Source organism: Breoghania sp., from assembly GCF_030066895.1.
In the GTDB taxonomy this organism is placed as follows: Bacteria; Pseudomonadota; Alphaproteobacteria; order Rhizobiales; family Stappiaceae; genus Breoghania.
The window spans coordinates 151,990-175,242 of record NZ_JASJAV010000004.1 but is presented as its reverse complement, the minus strand read 5'-3'; the positions used below and the strand labels follow the sequence as shown (position 1 = coordinate 175,242).

The window sequence follows — 23,253 nt, the reverse complement described above, 5'->3', positions numbered from 1 at the left end:
GACTGCCCGTTGGGAACAGGAGAGGTTCTCTCCCGTTCGCGATGCCTAGCTGGAGCGCTCCTGCACGATCGGACAGGACGCCCTGTTCGATGCGGGTAACGAGCGCCTGGAAGGGACGGCAACCGATCTCAGACTCGATGGGAGCCTAAGCATTCGCGATAGGAGCAGCGTGACACACAGCTTCTACTACGGAGAGGCATTTCAATCACCGAACACTTCGGTTCTGAAGCGCTAATACAAATAAACAGATCTTGTTCCATATCCACTAACGGTACAAAGAAGAAGTGGGACCGCCGATCTACAGATACTGCAGATTTGTTGGCGGCTACTGCCCATTTTATTGGCCCGGGCAAGCAGTTTAAGCCGGAAAATACGGTGGACCTGCTTGAGGCGGTCATCCGCCCCGGCGACCGCGTCAATATTGAAGGTAATAACCAGAAACAGGTCGACTTTTTGGCCGAGTGCCTGAACAAGGCAGATAAAGGCAAGATCCACGATCTGCACATTGTGCAGTCCACGGTTTCGCTTCCGATTCACCTCGACCTGTTTGAAAGCGGCATCGTCAAGAAGCTGGACTTTGCTTTCGGTGGCCCTCAGGCCGGCCGTGTTACTGAGTTCATCCGTGACGGCAAGATGGAACTGGGCGCAATCCACACGTACCTGGAACTGTTCGCCCGTTACTTCCTCGGCCTGACCCCGAAGGTTTCTCTGATTTGCGCCTACAAGGCGGACAAGAAGGGCAATCTGTACACCGGCTTCAACACCGAGGATACGCCGACCATCGTCGAGGCGACCAAGTTCAGCCAGGGCATCGTTATCGCCCAGGTGAACGAGATCGTTGACGAGCTGCCCCGCGTTGATATCCCGGCCGACTGGGTCGACGCTGTCGTGCAGTCGCCGAAGCCGTTCTTCATCGAACCGCTGTTCACGCGTAACCCGGCTCTCATCACGGACAACCAGATTCTGCTGGCGATGCTCTGCCTCAAGGGCATCTATGCCGAGTACCGAGTACGAAGTGAAGCGGCTGAACCATGGCATCGGCTTCCTGACCTCCGAGATCGAACTCATGCTGCCGACCTACGGTGCTGAGCTTGGCCTGAAGGGCAAGATCTGCACGCACATGGTTCTGAACCCACATCCGACGATGATCCCCGAAATCGAAGACGGATGGGTGCAACAGATCCACTGCTTCGGCGGTGAGCTGGGCATGGAGAAGTTCGTTTCGGCACATCCGGGCGTGTTTTTCGTCGTCCCGGACGGTTCGCTGCGGTCCAACCGTGCGTTCTCGCAGGCTGCCGGTCAGTTCGCTTGCGACATGTTCATCGGCGGCACGCTGCAGATCGACAAGTACGGCAACTCTTCCACAGCTACCGCGAACCGCGTTGCCGGCTTCGGTGGTTCCCCAAACATGGGTTCTGACTCCCATGATCGTCGTCACTCCACGGATGCCTGGCTGAAGTGCGGTGAGGAACAGCCGACCCTGGATCGTACGCTCGACAACATGCCTGGCGGCAAGAAGCTGGTCGTGCAGGGCGTTGAGACGTTTGGTGAGGGCCGCGCTCCGGTCTTCGTCGAGGAACTGGATGCCTGGAAGCTGGCCAAGAACGCCAACCTCCCGCTGCCTCCGGTCATGATCTACGCCGATGACCTGACCCACATCGTGACCGAGGAAGGCATCGCCTACCTCAACCGCGCTCCGGACATCGAAGCCCGCATGGCTGCCATTCGTGCGGTCGCAGATTACACGGAAATCGGGCTCCAGGCCGATCCAGCCGAGACCAAGCGCCTTCGCGAGCAGCGCATCTTCATGACGCCGGAAGATCTTGGCGTCGATCGCAAGCGTGCGAACCACTCGATGTTGGCTGCCCGTAGCATCCAGGACCTCGTGACCTGGTTTGGTGGTCTCTACAACCCGCCGGCTCGGTTCCGCAACTGGTGATACGAAGGATCATTAAACCATGGCTTTGAACACACTGGAATTCTACGTCAAAATCGGCGCGGCTACCAAAAGCATCGACAAGCCGCTTCACCTCGGTGTTGTCGGCTCGGGTGACATGGAAGTCCTGATGGAGCCGAAGGACCTGAAAGGGGCCGCTTCGGTAAAGGTCGTCACCCCGGTTGCGGGTTTCGAAGAGCTCTGGAAGCGGCTCATCGAGACCTTTGCGACCGAAACGCTCCTCGGCGACGTCCAGTTCAAGATCAATGACAACAACGCTACCCCCGCCGTCGTCCTGCTGCGCTTGCGCCAGGCCTTTACGGAAGCGACGGAAGAGTAAGAAGATATCCTATGCCGAAATGGAATGACCTTCAGGAACAGAACTTCCTGGAATCGGACGCCCGGGCCCGAGCGATCGGCTTGGTCGACGAAGGCTCCTTCACGGAGTTGGCTGGTCCGTTTGACCGCTTCCACTCTCCGCACCTGGAGACGCTTGGCGAAGCGGTCGAGTTCGATGACGGTATCGTCACCGGCGTCGGCAAGATTGGTAAGACCCTGGTCTTCGTGATCTCGCAAGAAGGCCGCTTCATCGGCGGTTCCGTCGGTGAGGTTGGCAGTGCGAAGATGGTGAACACCATCCGTCTCGCCACGGAGTTCTACGACAAGCTCGTTGCCGAGCATCCGGACGCAACGGACGAAGAGAAGCCGATCGTGGTGATCTCGTTCGAGACGGGCGGTGTGCGTCTGCACGAGTCCAACGCCGGTCTTCTGGCCCACGCCGAGGTGATAGATCAGATCCAGAAGGCCCGTCACAAGGTGCCGGTGATCTCCGTGATCGGTTCGAAAATCGGCTGCTTCGGCGGCATGGGCTTCGTTGCCGCCGCGACCGACGCGATCGTGATGAGCGAGTACGGCCGTCTTGGCCTGACCGGTCCTGAAGTGATCGAGCAGGAGATGGGCAAGGAAGAGTTCGATTCTGGTGATCGTGCTCTCGTGTTCCGCACCACCGGTGGTCGTCACAAGTACATCATGGGTGACTGCGACGTCCTCGTGAAGGGTTCCATCAAGGACTTCCGTGAAGCTCTGCAGAAACTTGCGCCTCTGCCGGTCTCAGACTTCGAGGCGATGCGTCGCGTCGCCTCCCCCGAGCTGGTCGAGAAGCAGCTGAAGCTCGTCGCTCTCACGGCCGAGCTGCAGCCGAAGGACGCCCGTGATCTGTGGGCCAAGGCCGGAAACGCAGACCCGATCGCCACCGAGAACAAGCCGATCGACGAGTTCCTCGCCGAGACCAAGCGTCTCACGATCTAATCACGGTCAGATATCCCAATTCAGGAGAAAATCATGGAAGCCAAAGAAACCATGATGGGACGAGGTCGGGACGCGATCGACATGATCGTGGATGCCGACAGCTTCAAGGAAGGCACCGTTGGTGCCAAGACCTTCGACGATCCGGAATTCGGTCCGCCGGGTGCAGTCGTCGGAACGGCGGCGCTTGAAGGCAAGGATGTCACCATCATTGCTTCCGACGCGCAGGCCTTCAACGAGAAGTTCCCGGTCGTCTATGCGGGCATCATCGGCATGGAAGGAAGGGTACAAGATGGCTCAGGCCGTCTACGTCTCTCTTGCTGCCGACGCCGACAAGCCGGCTGAGGAAAAGCGTGCTCTGGTCTTTATCGTCGACACCCCGGGCAACGGCCCCGGCAAGGTCGAAGAGATCATCGGCATGAACAAGGCCACGGGCGCCTACCAGCTCGCGCTGGCAGAAGCTCGTCTCGAAGGTCACCCGATTGTGGCGATGGTCATCGGCCGCGCCATCTCCGGCGCGTTCCTGTGTCACGGCCTGCAGGCGTCGAACATCCTGTCGCTGGAATCGTCCTTTGGCACGATGATCCACGTGATGCCGCTGACGTTGATCTCTCGCATCATCAAGAAGGATCTGGAAACCCTGGAAGAGCTTTCCAAGGGCAACCCGGTCTTCGCGGCTGGCCCGCAGTTCTTCTATGCCCTTGGCGGCGTGGAAGAGCAGGCCTCCGAGACCGATGGCATGCGTCCCACGATCATCAAGCACATTGCGGAGATCCGGAAGGCTATTGCCAACGGTGAAGCCGACAAGCTCGGCCCCTGGGGCCGCGGTACGCTTGGTGCCGAGCGCAACGGCCGTGTCGTGCGACCCAAGGTCATCGATCTGATGAACAAGGAGTTCGCTGCAGTCGCCGAGAAATACGCTCCATCTCGCTGACGATCCTTTTTAAGGGACGATGATCATGTCCGACGATCTGACGGTACTTGAAGAAGCCCTGAACGCTTTCGGAACAGTTCCCACCCTTCAGGAGGTGCCGAGGCGGACTCTGGCGGACAAGGGAATCGACGGCCCGACGGCCGCCCATGTCATCGAGGAGGTGCATACGCCTTTCAATTTGGCGTATCTCACCTTCACGACAGGCTCTTCTGCGTTCCAGAACATCGTTGGCGTGACTCATAGCGAGATTTCCGGCCGCTGCGCGGTGGTCCGGACCCTTTTCGAAAGACTCGGGTCCGGACCACAAGCGAAGATGCTGGTGAGCTATCCTCCGCTTGTGAACGTTTTCGCCGCAGACGCTTTGCCTGCCTGCGGCGTTGAATGGAGCTTCCTGAAACGCTCCAGCCGGGATGCTTTCATCGTTTCGGCCTGCCGCGAGCAGCCGAAGATCATCCTGGGTGAATCCTCTTTCCTGCGGGCGAACTTCGAGCAGGCCAACAAGCTCGGGCCAAGGCTCAGATGCCGAAGGGCTCGATCCTTCTGACCGCCGGCACTCCGCTCGATCAGAAACTGCTGCCGGTTGCCGAGAGCTACGGCTACTCGGTGCGGAATTTTTACGGTTGTCAGGAATTCGGCTGGTTGATGCTTGATGGCGTGCCGCTGCGAGACGACATCACGCTCGTCACTTCGCCGTGCGGCGATACCTATCGCGAACTGGTCGTCGGCGACCTGCCCATGGGCGACAACTTTATCATCTCCAAATCCGACCACGTCTGTAATCCGGCCGGTGAAATCATCACGTATCGGCGCGAGCGCACCTATCCAGAATACGAAGTCGTCGTCACCGCGACCACCACGCATGCGGCTTCGACCATCGAGAAGGTTGCGCGCACGATCCTGCGCATCAAGGGGCGGGTGGTGAAGATCTCCAAGGACCTTCAAGACCAACATTCCGGCCACAAAACTAAAACTGCTCCCTGGCGTCCCGGCTGACGAAGCCAAGTGGGACGAAAAGATCGAGATCGAAGGGCCCGAGAAGACCCTCCTGTTCGACACGCTCCTCGAGGCCCAGGCCGACCTGCAGAAATCCGCAAAGACGGATCCTGCCTAGATCAAGGGACGGTAACGATGTTGAACCGGTGCCATGTCCTCGCAGAGCAGAAACCGGGAGTGCGCGATGCACTCGTGCCAGCTCTGCTCGAGGGGCTGCCATACACGATGCACGACGAAGCGATCGAGAAGGCCGTTCTCAAGACGTTCCTCGAGGATCGCATTCCCGGCATCGTCTGCCACCCGACGCGTCCGTGCGGGGAAGGGCAGGGGCAGCTTGGCTTCGGGTTCCCGCTCCGGATCGGAGAGGAACGCGTTCGCTCTTCGCTGATCGTCGATGCCGATCAGGTAAGCGGGTTCATTACGCATTATGAGGTCATGGATCGCGCGGTGGCGGTGACGCCCCCGTCGCATCCGGGGCTCGAGCCCATCGCAAAGCTCGGCGAAAGCTGCGGCGTGCGTCTGGGCCTCATCGGATCCGCCGCTCTGGCGGCGGTAACCGGCCTCGCGTACGTGCGGCCGGAATCTGACCTCGACATTCTCGTCGATGCTGAGCACGGCGGCGATGTCAAGGCTTTCTACAAGCGCGTCACCTCGTTCAGCGAGGAACGCGGAATCTCCATCGACGTCGAGATGGAAGTAGAAAACTCCCTCGGTGTAAAGTTGTAATAGTATTACTCTGAAGGAAAAAATATTTATAAATATTGTCATTTTATATAAATTTTTTAAAATAATAAAATTAATATTTTCTCGAATTAATTGGCGTTTGAAACGTTTAGACTCAGAAAAATATATGGTAGAACAGAATAATTACCCAAAATCTCAACCATCTAACCAATGGAGTGTATGATGGATGTTAAAGTGAAGATGCCGTCTACGGTCATCTCGATCGAGGTCGCTGTTGGTGACAAGGTCACCAAGGGTCAGAACCTTGCCGTCGTCGAAGCGATGGAGGTGAAGAACAACACGCTGGCCCCGCAGGACGGCGAAGCTAAGTCCATCGCAGCGGCAGCAGGCGATCGCCTGGAGACCGGCGCTATTCTGATGACTATCGAGTGATTGCGTGAAACCGGGGCGGCGATCCTCGCCGCCCCGATAACTCGAACTCCTAGTCTCCTGGAGTTAAGTGATATGGTGATTTATGGGCTAGCCCTGATGGGCGGTTGCATGATCGTAGGTACCGGCCTCAGCTACCTCATCGGTCATCTGGTCGGCATTAACGCCAACGTCGGTGGCGTTGGTATCGCGATGCTGCTGCTCGTCGTTATCGCACGGCACCTCATGGACCGTAACCAGCTCTCCAAGCTGGCACAGAACAGTATCCAGTTCTGGAGCATGATGTACATTCCGATCGTGGTTGCCATGTGTGCCCGTCAGAATGTCGTAGCCACCTACAACGCAGGTGTGCTTGCGTTCGTTGCCGGTCTTGGTGCTGTCTTCGCTGGCTTCTTGCTGATCCGGCCGATCACGACCCTCGGCGAGAAAAGTGATTCTCTTCCTCCGATCGAGGAAGATCCCACTTATTCGACTGAATCTGTTGCGAAGAGAAGTAATTAAGCCTGGATATTATTGCACACGCAGTTACTAAGTATTTTCTGGTTACTGCTTTCGTGGTCGTCGACATCTTCATGTATGTCGCGTCCATCGTCGCGAAGCTCTTCATCGGCTATTGCCATCGTGTTCGGTCTTATCCTGGCCTTCGTTGGTGGTAAGTACACCGGCGGCAAGCACGGCATTGCTGACGTTTCCCTCTTCTCGGGCATCGGCCTGATGGGCGGCAGCGTCTTCCGTGGCTTCGCGATCGTCGCGACTGCTTTCGGCGTGAAGCTGGAAGAGCTGAAGAAAGCCGGTGTGCCGGGTGTCGTCGCTCTGTGCATTTCGATGATCCTTTCGTTGATCATCGGTGCGGCCGCAGCGTACGCCTTCGGGTACACGAGTCCAGTCGACATGGCGACCATTGGCGGTGACGCTGCCACCTTCATCGTCGGCCCTGTTACCGGTAACGCTCTGGACGCTTCGTCTGACGTGATCGCGCTTTCGGTTGCGGCTAGCGTGGTGAAGTCGATCTCCGTGATGATCCTGACGCCGTTCCTGGCGAAGATCGCCGGTCTGGATAAAAAACCCGGCTTCGACCGCGGCTTATAGTGGCCTGATGGGCACCACAAGTGGCACAGCGGCAGGCCTCGGCGCGACCGATGCCCGGCTGGTTTCCTTATGGTGCCCTGACCGCGACCTTCTACACCGGCTTCGGTTGCCTGGTCGTCCCGTCGCTTGGTTACATGGCTCTCGTCGCTCTGTTTGGATAATCCTTTGGCGAGGGCCAATCAGAGAACGAAGCTTGGAACCACTCCAAATTTGAAGCGCAAACGCTAGCGTTTCAAGGGTTGGTGTTAAAAAAGAGGCAAGTTTAGTCCTTATCCGGGATAAGCAACTCAAAATTGCAAATGACTTGTCTTGCAATCGCCGCGTACCTCTCCCTACGGAAGGCGTGTGGCGACTTCAAACGTTCTAAGGGCAGAAACCGAATGACGACGTTCGAAGTCCGCGATGTGCATGTGCATCAGCGGTTTGATACTTTCGAAGCTTTGAAAGGAATCGATCTTACGCTGACCGAAAAGCGGATCGGGATCGTCGGATCGAACGGCTCGGGCAAGAGCACGTTCGCAAGGTTCCTCAACGGGCTCCGGGTTCCCACGAAGGGACAAGTTCTCGTGGATGGGCTCGACACGGTGAAGAACGGCAAGGCCGTCCGCCGGAAAGTCGGATTCGTATTCCAAAACCCAGATAATCAGATTGTCTTCCCCATTGTGGAGGAAGACGTGGCCTTCGGGCTCAAGGAACTGAAGCAGCCCAAAGCTCAACGCGGGGCGCTCGTGGAAGAGGTGCTCGACCGGTATGGTCTGGGCCCGTTCCGCTATCATCCCTCTCACGCTCTTTCCGGCGGCCAGAAGCAGCTTCTGGCGCTTTCCGGCGTGCTCGTCACCCGTCCGGACTGCGTGGTCTTCGACGAGCCAACAACGCTTCTCGATCTGCGCAATGCGCGCAAGGTGGCGCGGGTGATCGCCGATCTTGAAGAGACGGTAATCATCGTTACACACGATCTGCCGCTGCTTGAGCATTTCGATCGCGTCATTGTCTTCGATCATGGCAAGGTGATTGCTGATGACGAGCCTGACCCCGCGCTCAAGTTCTATGTGGAGCGGATGCAATGAGTGAGATTCGCGATCCCTTCACCGTGTCGCCCATTCACCGCCTCGGTGCGGGAACGAAGCTCGTTGCATTGGCAGTCGTCGCCTCCGGCATCATGCTGCTCGGCGATTGGCGCGAACTGGTCGTGGTACTCGCCGTTGCGCTTGGATTGTATCGCGTCGCCAAGATCCCGATGCGGCAGGCGTATCAACAGATCAGCCCGCTGAAGTGGCTGCTCGTTCTCATCTTCGTCGTCCAGGGATTTATCGAATCGTGGGATCTCGCGGCAATGGTGGTCCTGCGGATCGCGGCTCTGGCCCTGCTGGCGATGCTGGTGACGTTGACGACGCGATGATCGCTGTGATCGAAAAGGCGCTCGGGCCCTTCCGGCGTTTCGGCGTCGATCCGAAGAAGGTCAGTCTGGCCTTCTCCCTGGCGTTGCGGTTTATTCCGGTCATTGGCGGACAGAGCCAGGAAATTCGCAATGCGCAGCGCGCGCGGGCTTGGTTCCAATCCGATCGCGCTGGCGCTGCCGCTTGTGTTGCGGTCGCTGCGGATGGCGGAAGATGTCGCCGATGCAATTGAAGCACGCTCGCCTTATGACGATGACGATGAACTGCCGGCGCGGTTCGCAAACAGGGCGAATACAACCTCATCGAGGAAAACATGCACGGACAACGAACCTCCACTAGAGACATCGTCTATATCGCGCTCTTCTCTGCTTTGACGGCAGCGCTGTCGCTGTTTCCGCCGATCATGCTGCCGGTCATCGCTGTGCCGGTCACCGCACAATCGCTCGGCGTCATGCTGGCCGGCGCCGTCCTGGGCGCACGACGCGGCACGTTTTCCATCCTGCTGTTTCTCTGGCGCTGGTTGCCGTGGGGTTGCCGCTTCTGTCGGGCGGCCGCGGCGGTCTCGGCATCTTCTATGGCCCGTCGTCCGGCTACATTTTCGGCTGGATCGTCGCCGCATTCGTGATCGGACTGTTGCACGAGTGGGGCTGGCGTCAGCTGAACGTGGTGTCTTCGTTCATCTACTGCGCCATCGACGGGATCATCGTTCTCTATGCGATCGGTATCGTCTGGACCGCCTATTACGTGAACCTGTCGATTGTCGACGCCACGATCGCCTCGGCGTTCTTCGTCATCGGCGACGTCGTCAAGGCAGGGATCGCGGCTGTTGTCGCCGTCACCGTCAAGCGCTCCTATCCGATCATCCAGAAGACGTCGGCCGCCTGATAGCGGAACGATCCATCCGACGGAGCGGCACGGGCATCAGAAGCGTGTGTCTGTCGTGATTACGGCCACAGCCTCCATCGCGGGAGACTGTGGCCGTTTTGTTCTGTCGGCCGTGCGAGCTCGGAGCTGCGACCATTGGAGCATCGAGACGGCAAGTAAACCGCCAGACGACGCCGAAGCCTTTATCCGAGATAGAACATGCCGGCGGCAACGAAGCCGGCAAGCTCGATGATGGTCGGCACGATGGTGCCGCCCTTCCAGACGGCGATCACGAAGGCGACGACCACGCAGACGATGGCCACGACCGCACCGATCGTGGGCTAAATCTTGAAAAGGTTGTGGCCGGAGCGCAGCGCCGACGTTGCGACGATGCCGCCGAGAATGCCGTAACCCGCACGATCGAAGAACTCGCGGATGCGTTCGCCGCCGATCTGGTCGCGTGCGATCAGCGGGATGATCCGGAGCATCAACGTGCCGAGCCCGGCTCCGGCGGCAACGGCCCAGAGCTGCCATTGAGCGAAGACGACATTATGCATCGGACTTCTTCCTCTGATCGACCACCATGGTGATCGCCGCAACGATCAGAGGTAGAATGAGAAGGGCAAGCGAATCCAGTTCGGGCACGGCGAGCAGGACGAGGATGGCGCCGAAGAGGGCGTTGACCATCAAGGTGCGCTGTTTTTTCTGCCTGGCGATCAGAGTGGCGAAGTAGATCGGAATGATCGCGCCGAGGGTGACGCCGACGATAACCGGCACGGAGGCCGCAAGCTGATGCCCGGCAACGGCGCCGATGGTGGCGGAGCCGGAACAGAGCCCTCCGACGATGCCGCAATAAAGAAGAGGGCGCGGCGGACGCTTTTCCATCAACCGGGGCAGGATGACGGCGAACTAACTCGCCGAAATCAGGTCGACGCTTCCCAGGCCGCGCACAAAATTCGTCTCCGGCAGACGGCCGAGGACGGAGGTGACCATGACGATGAAGCGCAAGATTGATGACGACGACGGCCGCAACCCAGGCACCGGCGACTGCGCCGTCGTTGGTCAAAATCTGCATGGCTACCGCCTGCGCAGGGGCGGCAACGGTCAGACCGGTCATGAGGGCAGTCTGCAGGGCGGACAGCCCGGCTTCGGCGCTGATCTGACCTACGCCCATGAACATGACGAGAAATGTTAGGACAACGACCAGGGCATCGCTTGCCGCTATACGAAAAACGGTTGCGACGGATGCCTCGGCCTCAGGAGTAGAGAATTGTGTCTTCATACCGACCGACTTTGAGTGGAGACTGATCTCGTGTCGTTGAAATCGTTCCATTTTGAAATGAAATTAGTGTCAATATTTCTGGAGTCAAGGGTGCATAAATGTAATGCGAGTGGTTATCTGTTTTCACTAATTACTTAAAGATATATGAAATATTCTTAATAAATGCTATTCCCGCTGTGAGTTTAGACGAATTCGAAAGGACATAATGACGCGGTACAGTCATGGGGATATGAAACCGCCGTCTGATCAGTGAAAGTTGCGTCCTTTCGGAAGGGCATGTTTCACCGTTTCGGTGATTGTCAGCCGTTCCAGATCCTGCCTGATTTCAGGGGCATCCTTCAGCAATCGGGTGAGGGGCGATGTCGCTTGCATTGCGGGCAATCTCTCGGGAATGGGACGGCGAACCTCGTCGGCATTGGCGAGTGTGACCATGTCCGCGGCCTCTATGGAGAGCGCGGCGAGCCAGGGCGTCAGGTCCTCCAGGTGGCTGACGACGATATGAATGACGCCTTGCTCGTTCTGCAGCTTGCCTCTGACGCCGATACAACGGCTTCCAAGAAGCACTGCTCGATAGCGCTTGAAAACCTTCGGCCAGACGATGATATTGGCCACGCCGCTTTCATCCTCGATGGTGGCGAAGATGACGCCGCGGGCCGATCCGGGCCGTTGTCGCACGAGAACCAGCCCGCTGACCTGCACATGCCGACCGGATTGAAGCGTCTGCAGTTCGACGTTGCGTCGATATCGGGCTCGGGCAAGGCGCTCCCGGATGAAGGAAAGCGGATGAACCTTCAGGGAAAGCGACAGGGCGCGATAGTCGATGATGACATGTTCGCCGAGCGGCATCGGCGGAAGATCGACATCCGGCTCCCGCGTCTCGGTTCCGGCGAAAAGCGGGAGCCGCTCGTCATCTGCCAGAGGATCGAGTGCCTTCGTCGGCCAGAGCGCGGCACGCCGGTCAAACCCCAGGGAGCGGAAGCAGTCCGCTTCCGCCAAGCGCTCCAGAACGCTTCTTGAAAGGCCTGAACGCAGCCAGAGATCCCGTATGCTGTCATACCCGCGCGCCCGGTTATGAACGAGCGCTTCCGCGTCCGCCTCGCTGAACCCCTTGATGCGATTGAACCCGAGGCGCACTGCATGGGTGTTTTTCACGGTGCCGATCATTCCCCGGTGCTGAGGGGCGATCTCGGTTCGTGCCGCGTCCGGCTCCAGCGTCGTTTCCCAGTGCGAATGGTTGATGTCGACCGGGCGAAGCTCGACCCCATGCTCACGGGCATCGCGCACAATCTGGGCCGGGGCGTAGAAGGCCATGGGTTGCGGGTTGAGCAGGGCGGCGCAAAAGGCGTCCGGGTAGTGGCATTTCATCCAGCAGGAAACGTAGATCAGCAAGGCGAAACTCGCCCTGCATGGCTTTCGGGAAAGCCGTATTCGCCGAAGCCCTCGATCTGGTGGAAGCAATGTTCGGCAAAGTCACGCTCGTATCCCCGTTGGCGACCATGCCTTCCACCATCTTGCGACGGAATGAGCCGATCGTGCCGACCCGTCGGAGCGTTGCCATGGCGCGGCGCAGCCGGTCGGCCTCTCCGGGTTTGAAATGGGCGGCAACGATGGCGATGTTCATCACCTGCTCCTGAAAAAGCGGAACGCCCAGCGTCTTGCCAAGTACCTGACGCAGTTCCTCCTTGGGATAGCTCACTGGTTCCAGCCCCTGCCGTCGACGCAGATAGGGATGAACCATGTCGCCCTGAATGGGGCCGGGGCGCACGATCGCGACCTCGATGACAAGGTCGTAATAGCAACGCGGCCGGAAGCGCGGCAGCATGGTCATCTGCGCCCGACTTTCCACCTGGAAGGCGCCGATAGTATCGGACCGGCAGATCATATCGTAGGTGGGCACATCGCCTTCCGGCAGCGAGGCGAGCGTTTCATATCGCCCGTAATGCGCCTCAAGCAGAGTGAAGGTCGGGCGCAGGCACGTCAGCATGCCGAGCGCCAACACGTCGATCTTCAGTATGCCGAGACCGTCCAGACCGTCCTTGTCCCACTCCACCATCGTGCGATCTTCCATGGCCGCATTCTCGATCGGGATGAGCGTGGACAGCCGGTCGCGCGTGATGACAAAGCCGCCGACATGCTGAGAAAAGTGACGGGGAAAAATGAAAATTTGTCGTCTAATATCAATAATTTGAAGAAAATTCTTCTACTTTGAGTTTAAGCCCGCGCGTTCGACGTCGGCCAGCCCAATGTCGCGCGAACTGCTTCCCCATCGCGTACCCGACAGCGCGGTGATGGCATCTTCCGATAGCTCGAAGACTTTGCCGACATCGCGAATGGTGGAGCGCGCCCGATAGATGATGACGGTCGCGGTCAGCCCTGCGCGCTCACGCCCGTATTTGCGATAAATGTACTGGATCACTTCCTCGCGCCGCTCATGCTCGAAATCGACGTCGGGCGGCTCCTGGCGCTCTTCAGAAATGAAGCGTTCGAACAGGAGATCGACCTTTTCCGGATCGACCTCGGTGATCCCTAGGCAATAGCAAACGACCGAATTGGCGACCGACCCACGACCCTGACACAGGATCCCTTGCGAGCGCGCAAAGCGCACAATGTCGTAGACGGTGAGGAAATAGGGGGCATAGGCGAGCTTGGCGATCAGTTGCGTCTCGTGCGCGATGGCCGCAAGCACCTTTTGCGGCGCGCCGTCCGGATAGCGCCGCTCCAGCCCGATTGCAACCAGCTTCTCCAACGCTTGCTGGGAGGGCAGGGGGATGCCGCCCAGCTCCTCGAAGATCGGACCTTCGGGGTATTGGTAACGCAACTCATCGAGCGAGAAACGGATGCGTTTGAAAAGGGCCTGGGTGCGGATAAGGGCCGCCTCGGATCCCGCAAACAGCCGGAACATTTCCTCCGGCGCATGCAGATGACGTTCGGCATTCGGTTCGAGCCGTCGGCCGATATCCGTCAGTTTCGCGTGTTCGCGAATGCAGGTCAGGACATCCTGCAAGGGCCACCGATCCGGATGATGGTAGAGCACATCGCCCACGGCAACCGTCGGAATATCGAGACGGCGCGCGGTCTCTGTTATGTGGGCCATGCGGCGTTGGTCGGTAGATCCGTATCGGCGCACCAGAGCGAGATGCACATAATCGGGATAAGCCTGTTTCAGCGATGTCAGACAGGCGGTGAGCGTCTTGTCGAGCCGTGCACCCGGCAAGACAGCCATCAGAAGCCCCCGACCGAGGGCCAGAAAATCATCCAGCATCAGATGAAACCCACCCTTAGGCGCGCGGCGCTTGCCGAGCGTCAGCAATTCGCACAGGTTGCCGTAGACTTTGCGATCTTCCGGCCAGACAGGGATATCCGGCGTCTTGTCGGCAAAGACCAGTCGGTAGCCAGGGGCATAGGCAATGCCGGCTTCCTTGGCCGCCATATGCGCGCGCACCACGCCGGCCAGCGAATTGCGGTCGATCAGGGTTACGCCGGAAAGTCCGAGACGCGCTGCCTGCGCGATCAATTCTTCCGGATGCGAGGCCCCGTGCAGGAACGAGAAGTTTCTGCACATCGCCAACTCGCAATAAGCGGGATCTGGTCGATAGGGCAACGTGCGGGGCGTGTCGGGCTCGCTCATGCAAAGAGCCCGTGCATGTACCAGCGTGGGGTTTCGGTCTCACGCTCGTAAAGGCCGTGGCGAAAGAGCCAGAAGCGATAGCCGCGCGTATCCTCGACGCGGAAATAGTCCCGGCTGAAGGCCCCGCGCCCGTCGCGCCACCGTTCGCAGGCGATGCGCTCCGGCCCCTCAGAATGGCGCGTCTCGTAAAGCGCCTTGCGTCAGCGGATGGGCGACCCGTCCGGCACGGGCGCGATGGCTTCCACCGGTTCCGGCTGCCACAATAACAGCAAGGGGCGCGTCGAGCCGTATTCCGGCTGAGCGTCGGGCAGGGGGATGTTCTCGCAGGGGCCTGCCTGCCCGACGGAAAGCAGCGCGAAGCTGCGTTCGGGAATATGGGTATCGGCGAAGGCGAATTGACGGATGCGGTCCGTGTCGAGGCGCGCGCCCAGTCGGTCGATCAGGGCGGCCCGCTCAGCCTCGACGTCTCCGGTACTCCCGAAACCCGACTGACTCTCCTCGAAGGTATCCGCATGCAGGATATCGAGACGCAGGACATCGAAACCGAACCCCACGTCCCAGTCGTCATGCAGGCTGGCAAGTCGCTCGCGGAACAGGGCCGCAATCCGTTTGGGCGTGCGCAGCGGAGCGGAGGCGCTGACCGCAAGCTTGAGAATTTGGCCGTCGACCCGGAAGAGCTTGATCTCACATTGCCACACCCCAAGCCCGCGTCTTTGCAACAGCGGCAGGATATTGGTGGCCAGCTGATCGATCGTGTGTAGGATGTCGTCTTCATAGACGATCGGTTCGGCAAAACGCTTTTCCGATGTCAGATCGGCGACAGGCATCAGGGGCGAGAGAACTTCGTCCTGATGGCGCAGAAGATCCTGCCCGAACCGCCGGGCAAGAGGTGCGCGCGGAACGTCGATCAGGCAGCCGATCATCTTGAAGCCGAGTTGGGCGAGATCCGTCACCAGCGCCTCGTTCAGGCGCAGGGCGGTAAACGGCAAGGGGGCTAGCGCCTCGCGTTGTCCACCTAAGGCCGCGGGCGTGCCGAAGCTCGAGGCGTCGCTCCAGATCCAGGAGCAACTCTTCCTCGCCGCCGAACAGGTGCACACAGCCGCTGATATCCAGGAACAACCCATCTGATCCGCTGAGCCCGGCCAACGGCGTGTAGCGTCCGCACCACTCGCAAAGCACTTTCAGCAGAGCCTGCAATTCCTGCGGCTGATGCGCGACGCTTTCCAGATCCGGGGCCAGCGCGCGCATCGCTCAGGCTCTACCCGACCTTGATACCGAGGCTGGCAGCATGTTCGTCGCAAGCCACGATGCGCAGGGCATTCCTTATCGTATCGACCACCACGATGGGCGGAGCATCAGAGCGCGGCCCCAAACGCCACGACTGCCCCATTTGCCCCGTGGTCGCTCGGCAGTGCGTGAAGCCGGTACCCTTTGCGGAACACGTGTCGGGGACATGTTCGAAAGCCTTACATCCGCTGTTCCATGCGAGTGACCATTCCTCCGTCCGACCCTCGCGGTTCTTCTCAAGCGTTACGCGCCAGCGCGGCGCCATCGTTTCCGGCATTTCGCCCGCATGAACGTTCGGCCAAGCCTCCACCCGCCAACGGGTCAGGTCGGCACTGGCCTCCACCTCGCCGCTCTAACGTAACATGCAGGCGAACCCACCATTGGCCTGCGCCCGCAACATCAGGCGTCGCGTCGCGGTCATGTCGAAGCGGTGCGGATTACCCTCGATCTGGAGCACCACCGCGGCAACGCCCCGGCATTTCAATGTCTCATCGGCGGCCCACAGCGCTCCGGACAGGTCATTGGGCGTGACGAGAACCAGCCCGGCCGGATCAAGGCCCGTCTGCGCCAACCCTTGCGGGAAAAGCACCCCGCATCTGCAGACGCGGCCAATGTCGCCACCCAGATGACCCGCCCGTGCTTCGTTTCCTGCAGACGCGCCAGCAACGCGGATACGAACCACGTCGTCGCACCGATCTCGCGACTGTGAGCGCATCGCACCTCATGCAGATCATTGCGCACGAGCCCACCGCCGAGCATGCGATCGATCCTCTCGATTCCAATGGACAATCGAGGCCCTTCGGGTGTGCGGGCATGCGCGATTTCGCTCAGAGCGGAGAGGCTGCTCCTTCTTTCCATGATCCGTGCCTGCTCCGTCCGGCCATGCCGGGCTGTATAAACATTCTCATTTTGTTCTATTAGAACCAAATGCACGGAAAAGAGTCAAGAGAGGAGATATCGGGAGGTGGGAAACGTGCCCTCTTCAGCGGCAGGGCAAACAGAGCCGCTTCCCGCCGCAAACAGGCACATGAATACGCCCGTGTGTACCTCGTTGTGTAGCACAACGCGTACCTGGACGACTGCCTGATGAAAAAGACGTTTTTGAAATCAGAGGCTTGGGAAGGGAATTGGCTCCCCGGGCCGGACTCGAACCAGCGACCAAGCGATTAACAGTCGCTTGCTCTACCACTGAGCTACCGGGGAACAGGTCAACCGCGTCAGTGGCGCGGCGATGGACGAGGCTATATCAATGCCAAATGCGCTTGCCAAGTCCCGATGCGCAAAAAATGTGGATGAACCGAAACCATCCTGCTCCGATAAATGGCACGGCACCAGAGGGAATGCCCGTATTCCAAGGGTTTTGCCAGCTTTGCAAGTGGACCGCACTGCGCGCGCCCTCCTTATACCTTGAGGGCATTTCCACAAGCGGTTACAACATCCGGACCGGTTCCCCGACGGGTCACATTTGAGGGGATCAAATGCGGTGACGGTGATCCGAACGGATCCCCCAGGCCGCAGCTGCCCCCGCAACTGTAAGCGGCGAGCATCCCCGCAAAATGCCACTGGAGACGGTCGGTCAAGCGCATCGCAACCGATCAAATCCGGGAAAGCGTGGGAGACGTGGGAGATGTGACGACCCGCGAGCCAGGAAACCAGCCGACACACGATGAAATCCTGCGAAAATACCGTCGGGCGGACGGTTGAGGAGAGGTTTGATGATTCCAGTCGTTTTCCCCGAATCTTCGTGCGGCCTTCGACGTGCGCGCGTGCTGCCTGCATGGAACCGGCGCAGCGTTTGCCTCCGGTCGAGCGGCATCGCTGGCTCCGTCGGTCTCGGTTGGGCCTTGCCCGGCCGCTGAGCCTCTCCCCTGTCGAGCGCGGGTGCGTTCTTCCGATGAAATTTTTGTTTGCCAGTCGCTCGTGCCCTCCACGGCACGATCGCGGCTCGCCCGATACCGATGGGCCGGACGGCAAGGAAAGCCAGATAGGGCGTTGAGGCGGCACGAATGAAACGAAAAACACTGAATTCTCGGTGGAGCACGGTCAGGCAAGAGCCGCCATGCGGAAAGCTTGGTGGAAAATTCCGAGCTTGAGAGGATCTATGTCGCGACCGGCCGCGCCATGGATGAGGAAATGACGGAGCGCATAGCCCACCATCAGGCGCGGCGGCGAATGGAAAACGATCGAAGAACCGTTCGATGTCGCCGGCGTGCTCGATCTTGAAGGTGGGGAAGGCCGCGCGCTGCTGGTTGATTGCCTGACCCTGTGGCTCACGAACGTGATGCTGGATGAGCGGGACGTGGAGAGCGAAACGGACCGCCTGGTCGCGGCCATCGCGGCCTGCAAGGGGCCGGTCATTCTTGTCTAGAACGAAATCGGGCTGGGTCTCGTGCCTGAAACGGCGCTGGGCCGCGCCTTTCGCGATCATCAGGGCCGCCTCAATCAGGCGGTGGCATCGGTCGCATCCGATGTGATTTTCATTGCGGCGGGACTGTCGCTGACGCTCAAGAGCGATCAAACCCGAGGAGGCCAGTCATGAGGCCCGCAAAGATTCCCGCCACGATTATCACCGGATTTCTGGGAGCCGACAAAACCACTCTGGTACGCCACCTCATCGAAAGTGCCGCGGGCAAGCGCATCGCTCTCATCGTCAATGGATTCGGCGATATGGGGTTCGATGGCGGCATGCTGTCGGAGTGCGGAGTGCCGGACTGTGGCACGGATGAGGTGATAGAGCTCACCAACGGCTGCATCTGTTGCACGGTGGCCGATGAATTCCTGCCCGCGATGCAGGCGCTTCTGAAGCGAGATCCGGCGCCTGAGCACATCGTGATCGAGACTTCCGGTCTCGCTCTGCCGCAGCCCCTGGTTCGGGCCTTCCAGTAGCCGGATATGCGCGAGCGGGTCACGGTGAACGGGGTCGTCACGGTCGTCGATGTCCGCGCGGTGGCAGACGGACATGTGGCGATGGACGAAAGCGCTGTCGCTGCCCAGCGCGCCGCCGATACGGCACTCGATCACGAAAGCCCGATCGAGGAGCTGTTCGAGGATCAGTTGCGCTGCGCGGACCTGATCGTGTTCGCAAAATCCGGTCTGTGCGACGAGAGCGAGATCGCGCAGATCGAGGCCCGGGTGGCTCAGGACGCGCGCACCGATGTCGCCATGCTGAAATCGGATATGTGCCGACTGCCCGCCGAGGTTCTGCTCGGACTGGAAAGCGGGGCGGAGGACGACATGGACAGTCGCAGCGCCCATCACGACCACGACCATCATGATCATCACCACGACGAGTTTGAGAGCTTCGTGGTTCACGTGCCGCCGGCGGTCTCGCTGGCGGATGCCAAGGCGCGGGTTGCGGCGGCGGTCGCGGTTCCGGGCGTCTTGCGCGTCAAGGGGCACATGTGGGTTGCGGCAAAGCCTGCTCCCGTCGTTGTGCAGGCCATGGGCCCTCGGGTGGAGGCATGGTTCGCACCGGCTGCGGAAGAGAAGCCGGGGCTCGTCGTGATCGGTCTGAAGGGCATCAACAAGGCGCGCATCGAGGCCGTGCTTGAGGCCGAGCCCGTCGAATAAGGGTTCGCTTCGCCGACCGGCGAGATCACCGCGAATTCACCCTGCATTGCTCAAAAAGATGATGCTTCCTCACCATACATATTCAGGTCTCTCAAACGCGACGTGTCGATGATGGCGACGAGGCGATCGATCTCGGTCAGTCGCCCGGCGATATCCTCGTGTTGTCGGTTGCGGACACGGAGCTGTCCGGGCTTGCAGAGGCTGCGCACAAGCTGGGTGAGGCCACGAGCGTGCGTCTGGCGAGCTTGATGGCGCTGGGCCATCCCTATTCCGTCGATCTCTATGTCGAGAAAACGGTTTCGCGTGCAAAGCTCGTTTTCGTGCGTCTTCTGGACGGCAAGGCCTATTGGTCCTACGGGCTGGAGCGTCTTGCCGAGACGGCGCGGGCGGAGAAGATCAAGCTCGTCGTGGTGCCCGGCCACGACAAGTGGGATGAAAAGCTCGCCGCCTGGTCGACCGTTGAACCGGAGGTCACCGAGCGGCTCTGGCGCTACTGCGTGGAAGGCGGGGCGGATAACCTTCTCCATGCGCTTCGTTTTGCCGGATATCTGATCGGCAAGGCAGAGGAACCGCCGTTGCCACGCCTGATCCCACGGGCGGGCCTGTGGTGGCCCGGCGTCGCCGCGCCGACCATCGATAGTTTGAAGGCCCGCTGGCGCGATCCCGCTCAGCCTGTCGCGGCGATCGTTTTCTATCGGGCCTTGGTGCAAGGAGCTGCGACGGAGCCCGTCGCGCGCCTGATCGAGAGCCTTGATGCTGCCGGAGTAAACGCGCTCCCCGTTTTCGTGGCGAGCCTCAAGGAGGCATCTTCGGCGGCCGTCCTGGAAGGGTTTTTCGATGAAACCCCGCCAAGCGTCGTGATCAATGCCACGGCCTTTGCGCTTTCCACCGTGGCAGGCGTGTTCCGCCCGACGATTCTCGACGGACCTAGGCGGCCGATCTTGCAGGTGGTTTTTTCATCGTCATCCGAAGATGGCTGGGCGGAGAGCGATTGTGGCCTGTCCACGCGCGATCTCGCCATGCATGTGGTGCTGCCCGAGCTGGATGGTCGGATCTTCACCCGGGCCGTTTCCTTCAAGGAGGCGGGCGACGTCGACTCGCAAACCCAGAGCGCGCCCATTCGTTTCGTTCCCAAACCGGACCGGATCTGTTTCGTTGCCGAACTGGCCGCGAACAGGGCAAAGCTGGGGAGGAAAACGTCCAGGCAACGAAAGGTTGCGTTGCTTCTGGCGAACCATCCCAACAAGAACGGGCGACTTGCCAAAGGCGTGGGACTGGATACGCCCGCCTCAACGGTCGCAATCCTAAAGGTGATGGAAGTGGCGGGGTATGCCCTGGCACGCGTGCCGGAAAATTCCGATGCGTTGATGACCGAGATCAACGTCCGGGCCGACCAACGCGCTGGGCGGGCCCCGCAGCGGCGGCGAGCGCATGACGCTTGCACGCTTATCGGGAATTGTTCGCGGCTCTGCCGGCAACCGTCCGTGAGGCCGTGACGGCGCGCTGAGAAGGACCAGAGGAGGATCCATTCCTGGCGGATGGTGTTGTCTTTCATCTCGCCATTCATCGGTATGGCTCTGCGGTCGTCGCGGTGCCGCCCGCGCGCGGCTACAACATCGATCCCAAAGAGACCTACCACTCTCCCGATCTGGTGCCGCCACATTTCTATTTCGCGACTTATTTCTGGCTCCGGGAGGAGTTCGGTGTCGACGCGGTCGTCCATGTCGGCAAGCACGGCAATCTGGAGTGGCTGCCGGGCAAAGCTCTGGCGCTATCTGAAAGAGTGCTATCCGGAAGCGGTGCTCGGTCCCGTCCCGGAACCTCTATCCGTTCATCGTCAACGATCCCGGGGAGGGCTCGCAGGCCAAGCGGCGGTTGTCCTCGGTCATCATCGATCACCTGACGCCGCCCATGACCCGAGCGGAGAGCCACGGCGTGGCGGTGGAACTGGAGGGCCTGCTCGACGAGTACTATCTCGCCTCCGGCGTCGATCCGCGCCGGACCGAGGCGCTGGAGAACGAGATCTTCGATCCGCCCGCCCGCCATGGTCTCGATGCGGATGTCGGCATCACGCGAGACATGGATCGCTCCGACAAGCTGACCCGCATCGACGCACATCTGTGCGATCTGAAGGAACTGCAGATCCGCGACGGATTGCACATTCTGGGAACCGTTCCCGACGGAGTCCAGTTGCGCAACCTGCTCTTGGCGCTCGCGCGCGTGCCGCGTGGATCGGACGAAGGCGAGGGAAGTCTCCATCGTGCGATCGCCGAGGATCTCGGATTGACCAATGGTCCGACAGCCTTGTCCCGTCCTTTCGATCCGCTGGATTGCGATATGGCCGAGGCCTGGACGGGGCAGAGGCCGGAGGCCCTCGCAAGCTTGAGTGACAGCTTGTGGCGTACGGCCGGAGATACGATGGAACGCATCGAACTGGCCGCAGTTGAAATTATCGAAAATCTAGAAAAAGCAGAGGCTTATGTGGGAAGTCAAAAGCCGTCTTAAACCAGGTTCTTAGACACCTTAATAAATCTGTCGAACTATCTGGAGACGAGGAGATATCATCCCTTCTGACCGGGCTTGACGGTAAGTTTGTCCAGCCGGAACCTTCCGGGGCGCCGACAAGGGGGCGGTCAGACGTTTTGCCCACGGGCCGCAACTTCTAATTCCGTCGATGTGCGCGCGGTGCCGAGCGCCTTGGCCTGGCGGCTCGGACGTCTTTCCGCCGAGCGGTTGGCGGAGCGCTATTTCGAGGAAGAAGGCGAATGGCCGATCGCCATCGCGCTGACCGCATGGGGTACATCGAACATACGCACCGGCGGCGATGACATTGCACAGACGCTGGCCTTGATCGGCGTGCAGCCCATATGGGGAACCCGGATCGGGACGGGTGACAGGCTTAGAGATCATTCCCCTGTCCGAACTCGGTCGTCCCCGCATTGACGTGACTTTGCGCATCTCCGGTTTCTTCCGTGATGCTTTCCCGCATCAGATCGATCTGTTCGACAGCGCGGTTCGATCGGCGGCGGCCCTTCATGAGCCGGAGGACGGGAACCTGATCGCAGCGCGCGTGAGTGCCGAAGCCCATCGTCTGGAGGCGGACGAGCTTCCTACCGGGTGTTCGGATCCAAGCCAGGCGCCTATGGAGCAGGGCTACAGGCGTTGATCGACGAAGGCATCTGGGATGAGCGAGTCGACTTTGCCGACGCCTTCCTGATCTGGGACAGCTACGTCTATGGCGACGGCACGGAAGGCGCCGGGGCCCGGCCGGAACTGGAAACCCGTCTCAAGGCGATCGACGCCGTGGTCCACAATCAGGACAACCGGGAACACGACATTCTCGATTCCGATGACTACTACCAGTTCGAAGGCGGGCCTTGCGGCGAGCGTGGAAACGCTGAAAGGCAGCGCGCCGCGTGTCTTCCACAACGATCACTCGAGACCCGAGCGCCCCGTGGTGCGCACGCTGGACGAGGAAATCGCCCGGGTGGTGCGCGGATGGGCGGCCAACCCGAAATGAATCGCGGGCGTCATGCGCCACGGCTACAAGGGCGCCTTCGAGATCGTGGCAACCGTCGACTACCTCTACGCCTTCGCCGCGACGACCCACGCGATCAAGGACCATCATTTCGATCAGCTTTACACCGCCTATCTGGAAGATGAGACGGAGCGCGATTTCATCGAAGAGAAGAACCCGGCAGCGCTTGCCGAAATCGCCGATCGTTTGCGTGATACCATAGACCAGGGGCTGTGGCGACCGAAGCTCAACAGCGCCTATGATTATTTGAACAGGCTCGCGCGCCCATCGCGGGAAAACGCCTGAGCGCCACGCGCCGGCAACCCCGTTCGGGTGCG

22 protein-coding genes, 1 tRNA gene, 6 pseudogenes and 1 riboswitch are annotated in these 23,253 nt (G+C 60.1%); of the genes and pseudogenes, 21 read left to right on the top strand and 8 right to left on the bottom strand.

Features of this window, described 5'->3' with window-relative positions:
• Positions 1-315 precede the first annotated feature (315 nt).
• The 16 genes and pseudogenes from mdcA (at position 316) to QNJ43_RS08065 (ending at position 9,652) form a co-directional block, all read left to right on the top strand.
• A pseudogene (gene mdcA, locus QNJ43_RS08140) lies at positions 316-1,939 on the top strand (malonate decarboxylase subunit alpha).
• A gap of 19 nt (positions 1,940-1,958) precedes the next feature.
• Positions 1,959-2,276, top strand: a complete 318-nt coding sequence (mdcC, locus tag QNJ43_RS08135) for a malonate decarboxylase acyl carrier protein (RefSeq protein ID WP_300468926.1) — start codon at positions 1,959-1,961, stop codon at positions 2,274-2,276.
• Positions 2,277-2,287: 11 nt separating this feature from the next.
• Positions 2,288-3,244, top strand: a complete 957-nt coding sequence (locus QNJ43_RS08130) for a biotin-independent malonate decarboxylase subunit beta (RefSeq protein ID WP_300468924.1) — start codon at positions 2,288-2,290, stop codon at positions 3,242-3,244.
• Positions 3,245-3,277: 33 nt separating this feature from the next.
• A complete protein-coding gene (locus QNJ43_RS08125) occupies positions 3,278-3,586 on the top strand; it encodes a hypothetical protein (RefSeq protein WP_300468921.1) in 309 nt (102 codons plus the stop codon).
• Positions 3,534-4,175 carry a biotin-independent malonate decarboxylase subunit gamma gene (gene mdcE, locus QNJ43_RS08120; protein ID WP_300468919.1) on the top strand — a complete coding sequence of 214 codons (642 nt, stop codon included), beginning with the start codon at positions 3,534-3,536 and terminating at the stop codon, positions 4,173-4,175. The genes QNJ43_RS08125 and mdcE overlap by 53 nt, the downstream gene beginning before the upstream one ends.
• 25 nt (positions 4,176-4,200) lie before the next feature.
• Positions 4,201-4,719, top strand: a complete 519-nt coding sequence (locus tag QNJ43_RS08115; protein WP_300468917.1) for a hypothetical protein — start codon at positions 4,201-4,203, stop codon at positions 4,717-4,719.
• Complete coding sequence (locus QNJ43_RS08110; protein ID WP_300468914.1) at positions 4,695-5,168, top strand: hypothetical protein; 474 nt, start codon at positions 4,695-4,697, stop codon at positions 5,166-5,168. The genes QNJ43_RS08115 and QNJ43_RS08110 overlap by 25 nt, the downstream gene beginning before the upstream one ends.
• 177 nt (positions 5,169-5,345) lie before the next feature.
• Positions 5,346-5,894 (top strand): phosphoribosyl-dephospho-CoA transferase MdcG domain-containing protein, encoded by a 549-nt coding sequence (locus QNJ43_RS08105; RefSeq protein ID WP_300468911.1) that lies wholly within the window; start codon positions 5,346-5,348, stop codon positions 5,892-5,894.
• Between the two features lie 177 nt (positions 5,895-6,071).
• On the top strand, positions 6,072-6,284 hold the full coding sequence (locus QNJ43_RS08100) for a biotin/lipoyl-containing protein (protein WP_300468908.1): 213 nt from the start codon (positions 6,072-6,074) through the stop codon (positions 6,282-6,284).
• A complete protein-coding gene (gene madL, locus QNJ43_RS08095; protein ID WP_300468905.1) occupies positions 6,285-6,782 on the top strand; it encodes a malonate transporter subunit MadL in 498 nt (165 codons plus the stop codon).
• Between the two features lie 75 nt (positions 6,783-6,857).
• Complete coding sequence (locus QNJ43_RS08090) at positions 6,858-7,370, top strand: hypothetical protein (RefSeq protein ID WP_300469049.1); 513 nt, start codon at positions 6,858-6,860, stop codon at positions 7,368-7,370.
• A 50-nt stretch (positions 7,371-7,420) separates the two neighbouring features.
• The gene (locus tag QNJ43_RS08085; protein WP_300468903.1) at positions 7,421-7,531 is read left to right on the top strand and encodes a hypothetical protein; all 111 of its coding nucleotides are present in this window, start codon (positions 7,421-7,423) and stop codon (positions 7,529-7,531) included.
• Between the two features lie 219 nt (positions 7,532-7,750).
• Entirely contained in the window at positions 7,751-8,437 is a 687-nt protein-coding gene (locus QNJ43_RS08080) for an ABC transporter ATP-binding protein (protein WP_300468901.1), read from the top strand.
• On the top strand, positions 8,434-8,769 hold the full coding sequence (locus QNJ43_RS08075; RefSeq protein WP_300468900.1) for a hypothetical protein: 336 nt from the start codon (positions 8,434-8,436) through the stop codon (positions 8,767-8,769). Before QNJ43_RS08080 ends, QNJ43_RS08075 begins: the two co-directional genes overlap by 4 nt.
• Positions 8,766-8,999, top strand: a complete 234-nt coding sequence (locus QNJ43_RS08070) for an energy-coupling factor transporter transmembrane component T (RefSeq protein ID WP_300468897.1) — start codon at positions 8,766-8,768, stop codon at positions 8,997-8,999. The genes QNJ43_RS08075 and QNJ43_RS08070 overlap by 4 nt, the downstream gene beginning before the upstream one ends.
• An 81-nt stretch (positions 9,000-9,080) precedes the next feature.
• Positions 9,081-9,652: pseudogene (locus QNJ43_RS08065) on the top strand (biotin transporter BioY).
• 320 nt (positions 9,653-9,972) lie between these two features.
• Here the strand turns inward: QNJ43_RS08065 and QNJ43_RS08060 are convergent.
• Together QNJ43_RS08060 and QNJ43_RS08055 are read right to left on the bottom strand one after the other, a co-directional pair.
• The gene (locus tag QNJ43_RS08060; RefSeq protein WP_300468896.1) at positions 9,973-10,188 is read right to left on the bottom strand and encodes an AzlD domain-containing protein; all 216 of its coding nucleotides are present in this window, start codon (positions 10,186-10,188) and stop codon (positions 9,973-9,975) included.
• Entirely contained in the window at positions 10,181-10,516 is a 336-nt protein-coding gene (locus QNJ43_RS08055) for a hypothetical protein (RefSeq protein ID WP_300468893.1), read from the bottom strand. Before QNJ43_RS08055 ends, QNJ43_RS08060 begins: the two co-directional genes overlap by 8 nt.
• Before the next feature lie 106 nt (positions 10,517-10,622).
• Between QNJ43_RS08055 and QNJ43_RS08050 the strand changes: the two genes are divergently transcribed.
• Entirely contained in the window at positions 10,623-10,826 is a 204-nt protein-coding gene (locus QNJ43_RS08050) for a hypothetical protein (RefSeq protein ID WP_300468891.1), read from the top strand.
• A 333-nt stretch (positions 10,827-11,159) separates the two neighbouring features.
• Here the strand turns inward: QNJ43_RS08050 and QNJ43_RS26900 are convergent, their stop codons facing one another.
• The 6 genes and pseudogenes from QNJ43_RS26900 to QNJ43_RS08025 all read right to left on the bottom strand — a co-directional run bounded on the left by QNJ43_RS26900 (position 11,160) and on the right by QNJ43_RS08025 (position 17,031).
• Positions 11,160-12,224: an OB-fold nucleic acid binding domain-containing protein gene (locus QNJ43_RS26900; RefSeq protein WP_346432900.1), complete on the bottom strand. Its 1,065-nt coding sequence runs from the start codon at positions 12,222-12,224 to the stop codon at positions 11,160-11,162.
• A pseudogene (locus QNJ43_RS08045) lies at positions 12,181-14,475 on the bottom strand (PHP domain-containing protein). Before QNJ43_RS08045 ends, QNJ43_RS26900 begins: the two are co-directional and overlap by 44 nt.
• Before the next feature lie 266 nt (positions 14,476-14,741).
• Positions 14,742-15,530, bottom strand: a complete 789-nt coding sequence (locus QNJ43_RS08040) for a hypothetical protein (protein WP_300468889.1) — start codon at positions 15,528-15,530, stop codon at positions 14,742-14,744.
• Positions 15,531-15,799: 269 nt separating this feature from the next.
• A complete protein-coding gene (locus QNJ43_RS08035; RefSeq protein WP_300468887.1) occupies positions 15,800-16,171 on the bottom strand; it encodes a hypothetical protein in 372 nt (123 codons plus the stop codon).
• Between the two features lie 9 nt (positions 16,172-16,180).
• Entirely contained in the window at positions 16,181-16,543 is a 363-nt protein-coding gene (locus QNJ43_RS08030; protein ID WP_300468885.1) for a hypothetical protein, read from the bottom strand.
• Between the two features lie 413 nt (positions 16,544-16,956).
• Positions 16,957-17,031: transfer RNA gene (locus QNJ43_RS08025), tRNA-Asn, on the bottom strand.
• Positions 17,032-17,255: 224 nt separating this feature from the next.
• A riboswitch (cobalamin riboswitch) is annotated at positions 17,256-17,504 on the top strand.
• A 349-nt stretch (positions 17,505-17,853) separates the two neighbouring features.
• On the opposite strand from QNJ43_RS08025, the pseudogene cobU reads away from it, so the two are divergent.
• From cobU to cobN, 4 genes and pseudogenes are all read left to right on the top strand, one after another.
• A pseudogene (gene cobU, locus QNJ43_RS08020) lies at positions 17,854-18,367 on the top strand (bifunctional adenosylcobinamide kinase/adenosylcobinamide-phosphate guanylyltransferase).
• Positions 18,364-18,957 (top strand): annotated as a pseudogene (locus QNJ43_RS26895) (GTP-binding protein); the annotation flags it as partial. The pseudogenes cobU and QNJ43_RS26895, both read left to right, overlap by 4 nt.
• A 33-nt stretch (positions 18,958-18,990) precedes the next feature.
• Positions 18,991-19,398 (top strand): GTP-binding protein, encoded by a 408-nt coding sequence (locus tag QNJ43_RS26890; RefSeq protein ID WP_346432910.1) that lies wholly within the window; start codon positions 18,991-18,993, stop codon positions 19,396-19,398.
• Positions 19,399-19,472: 74 nt separating this feature from the next.
• Positions 19,473-23,221: pseudogene (gene cobN, locus QNJ43_RS08010) on the top strand (cobaltochelatase subunit CobN).
• Positions 23,222-23,253: the final 32 nt, after the last annotated feature.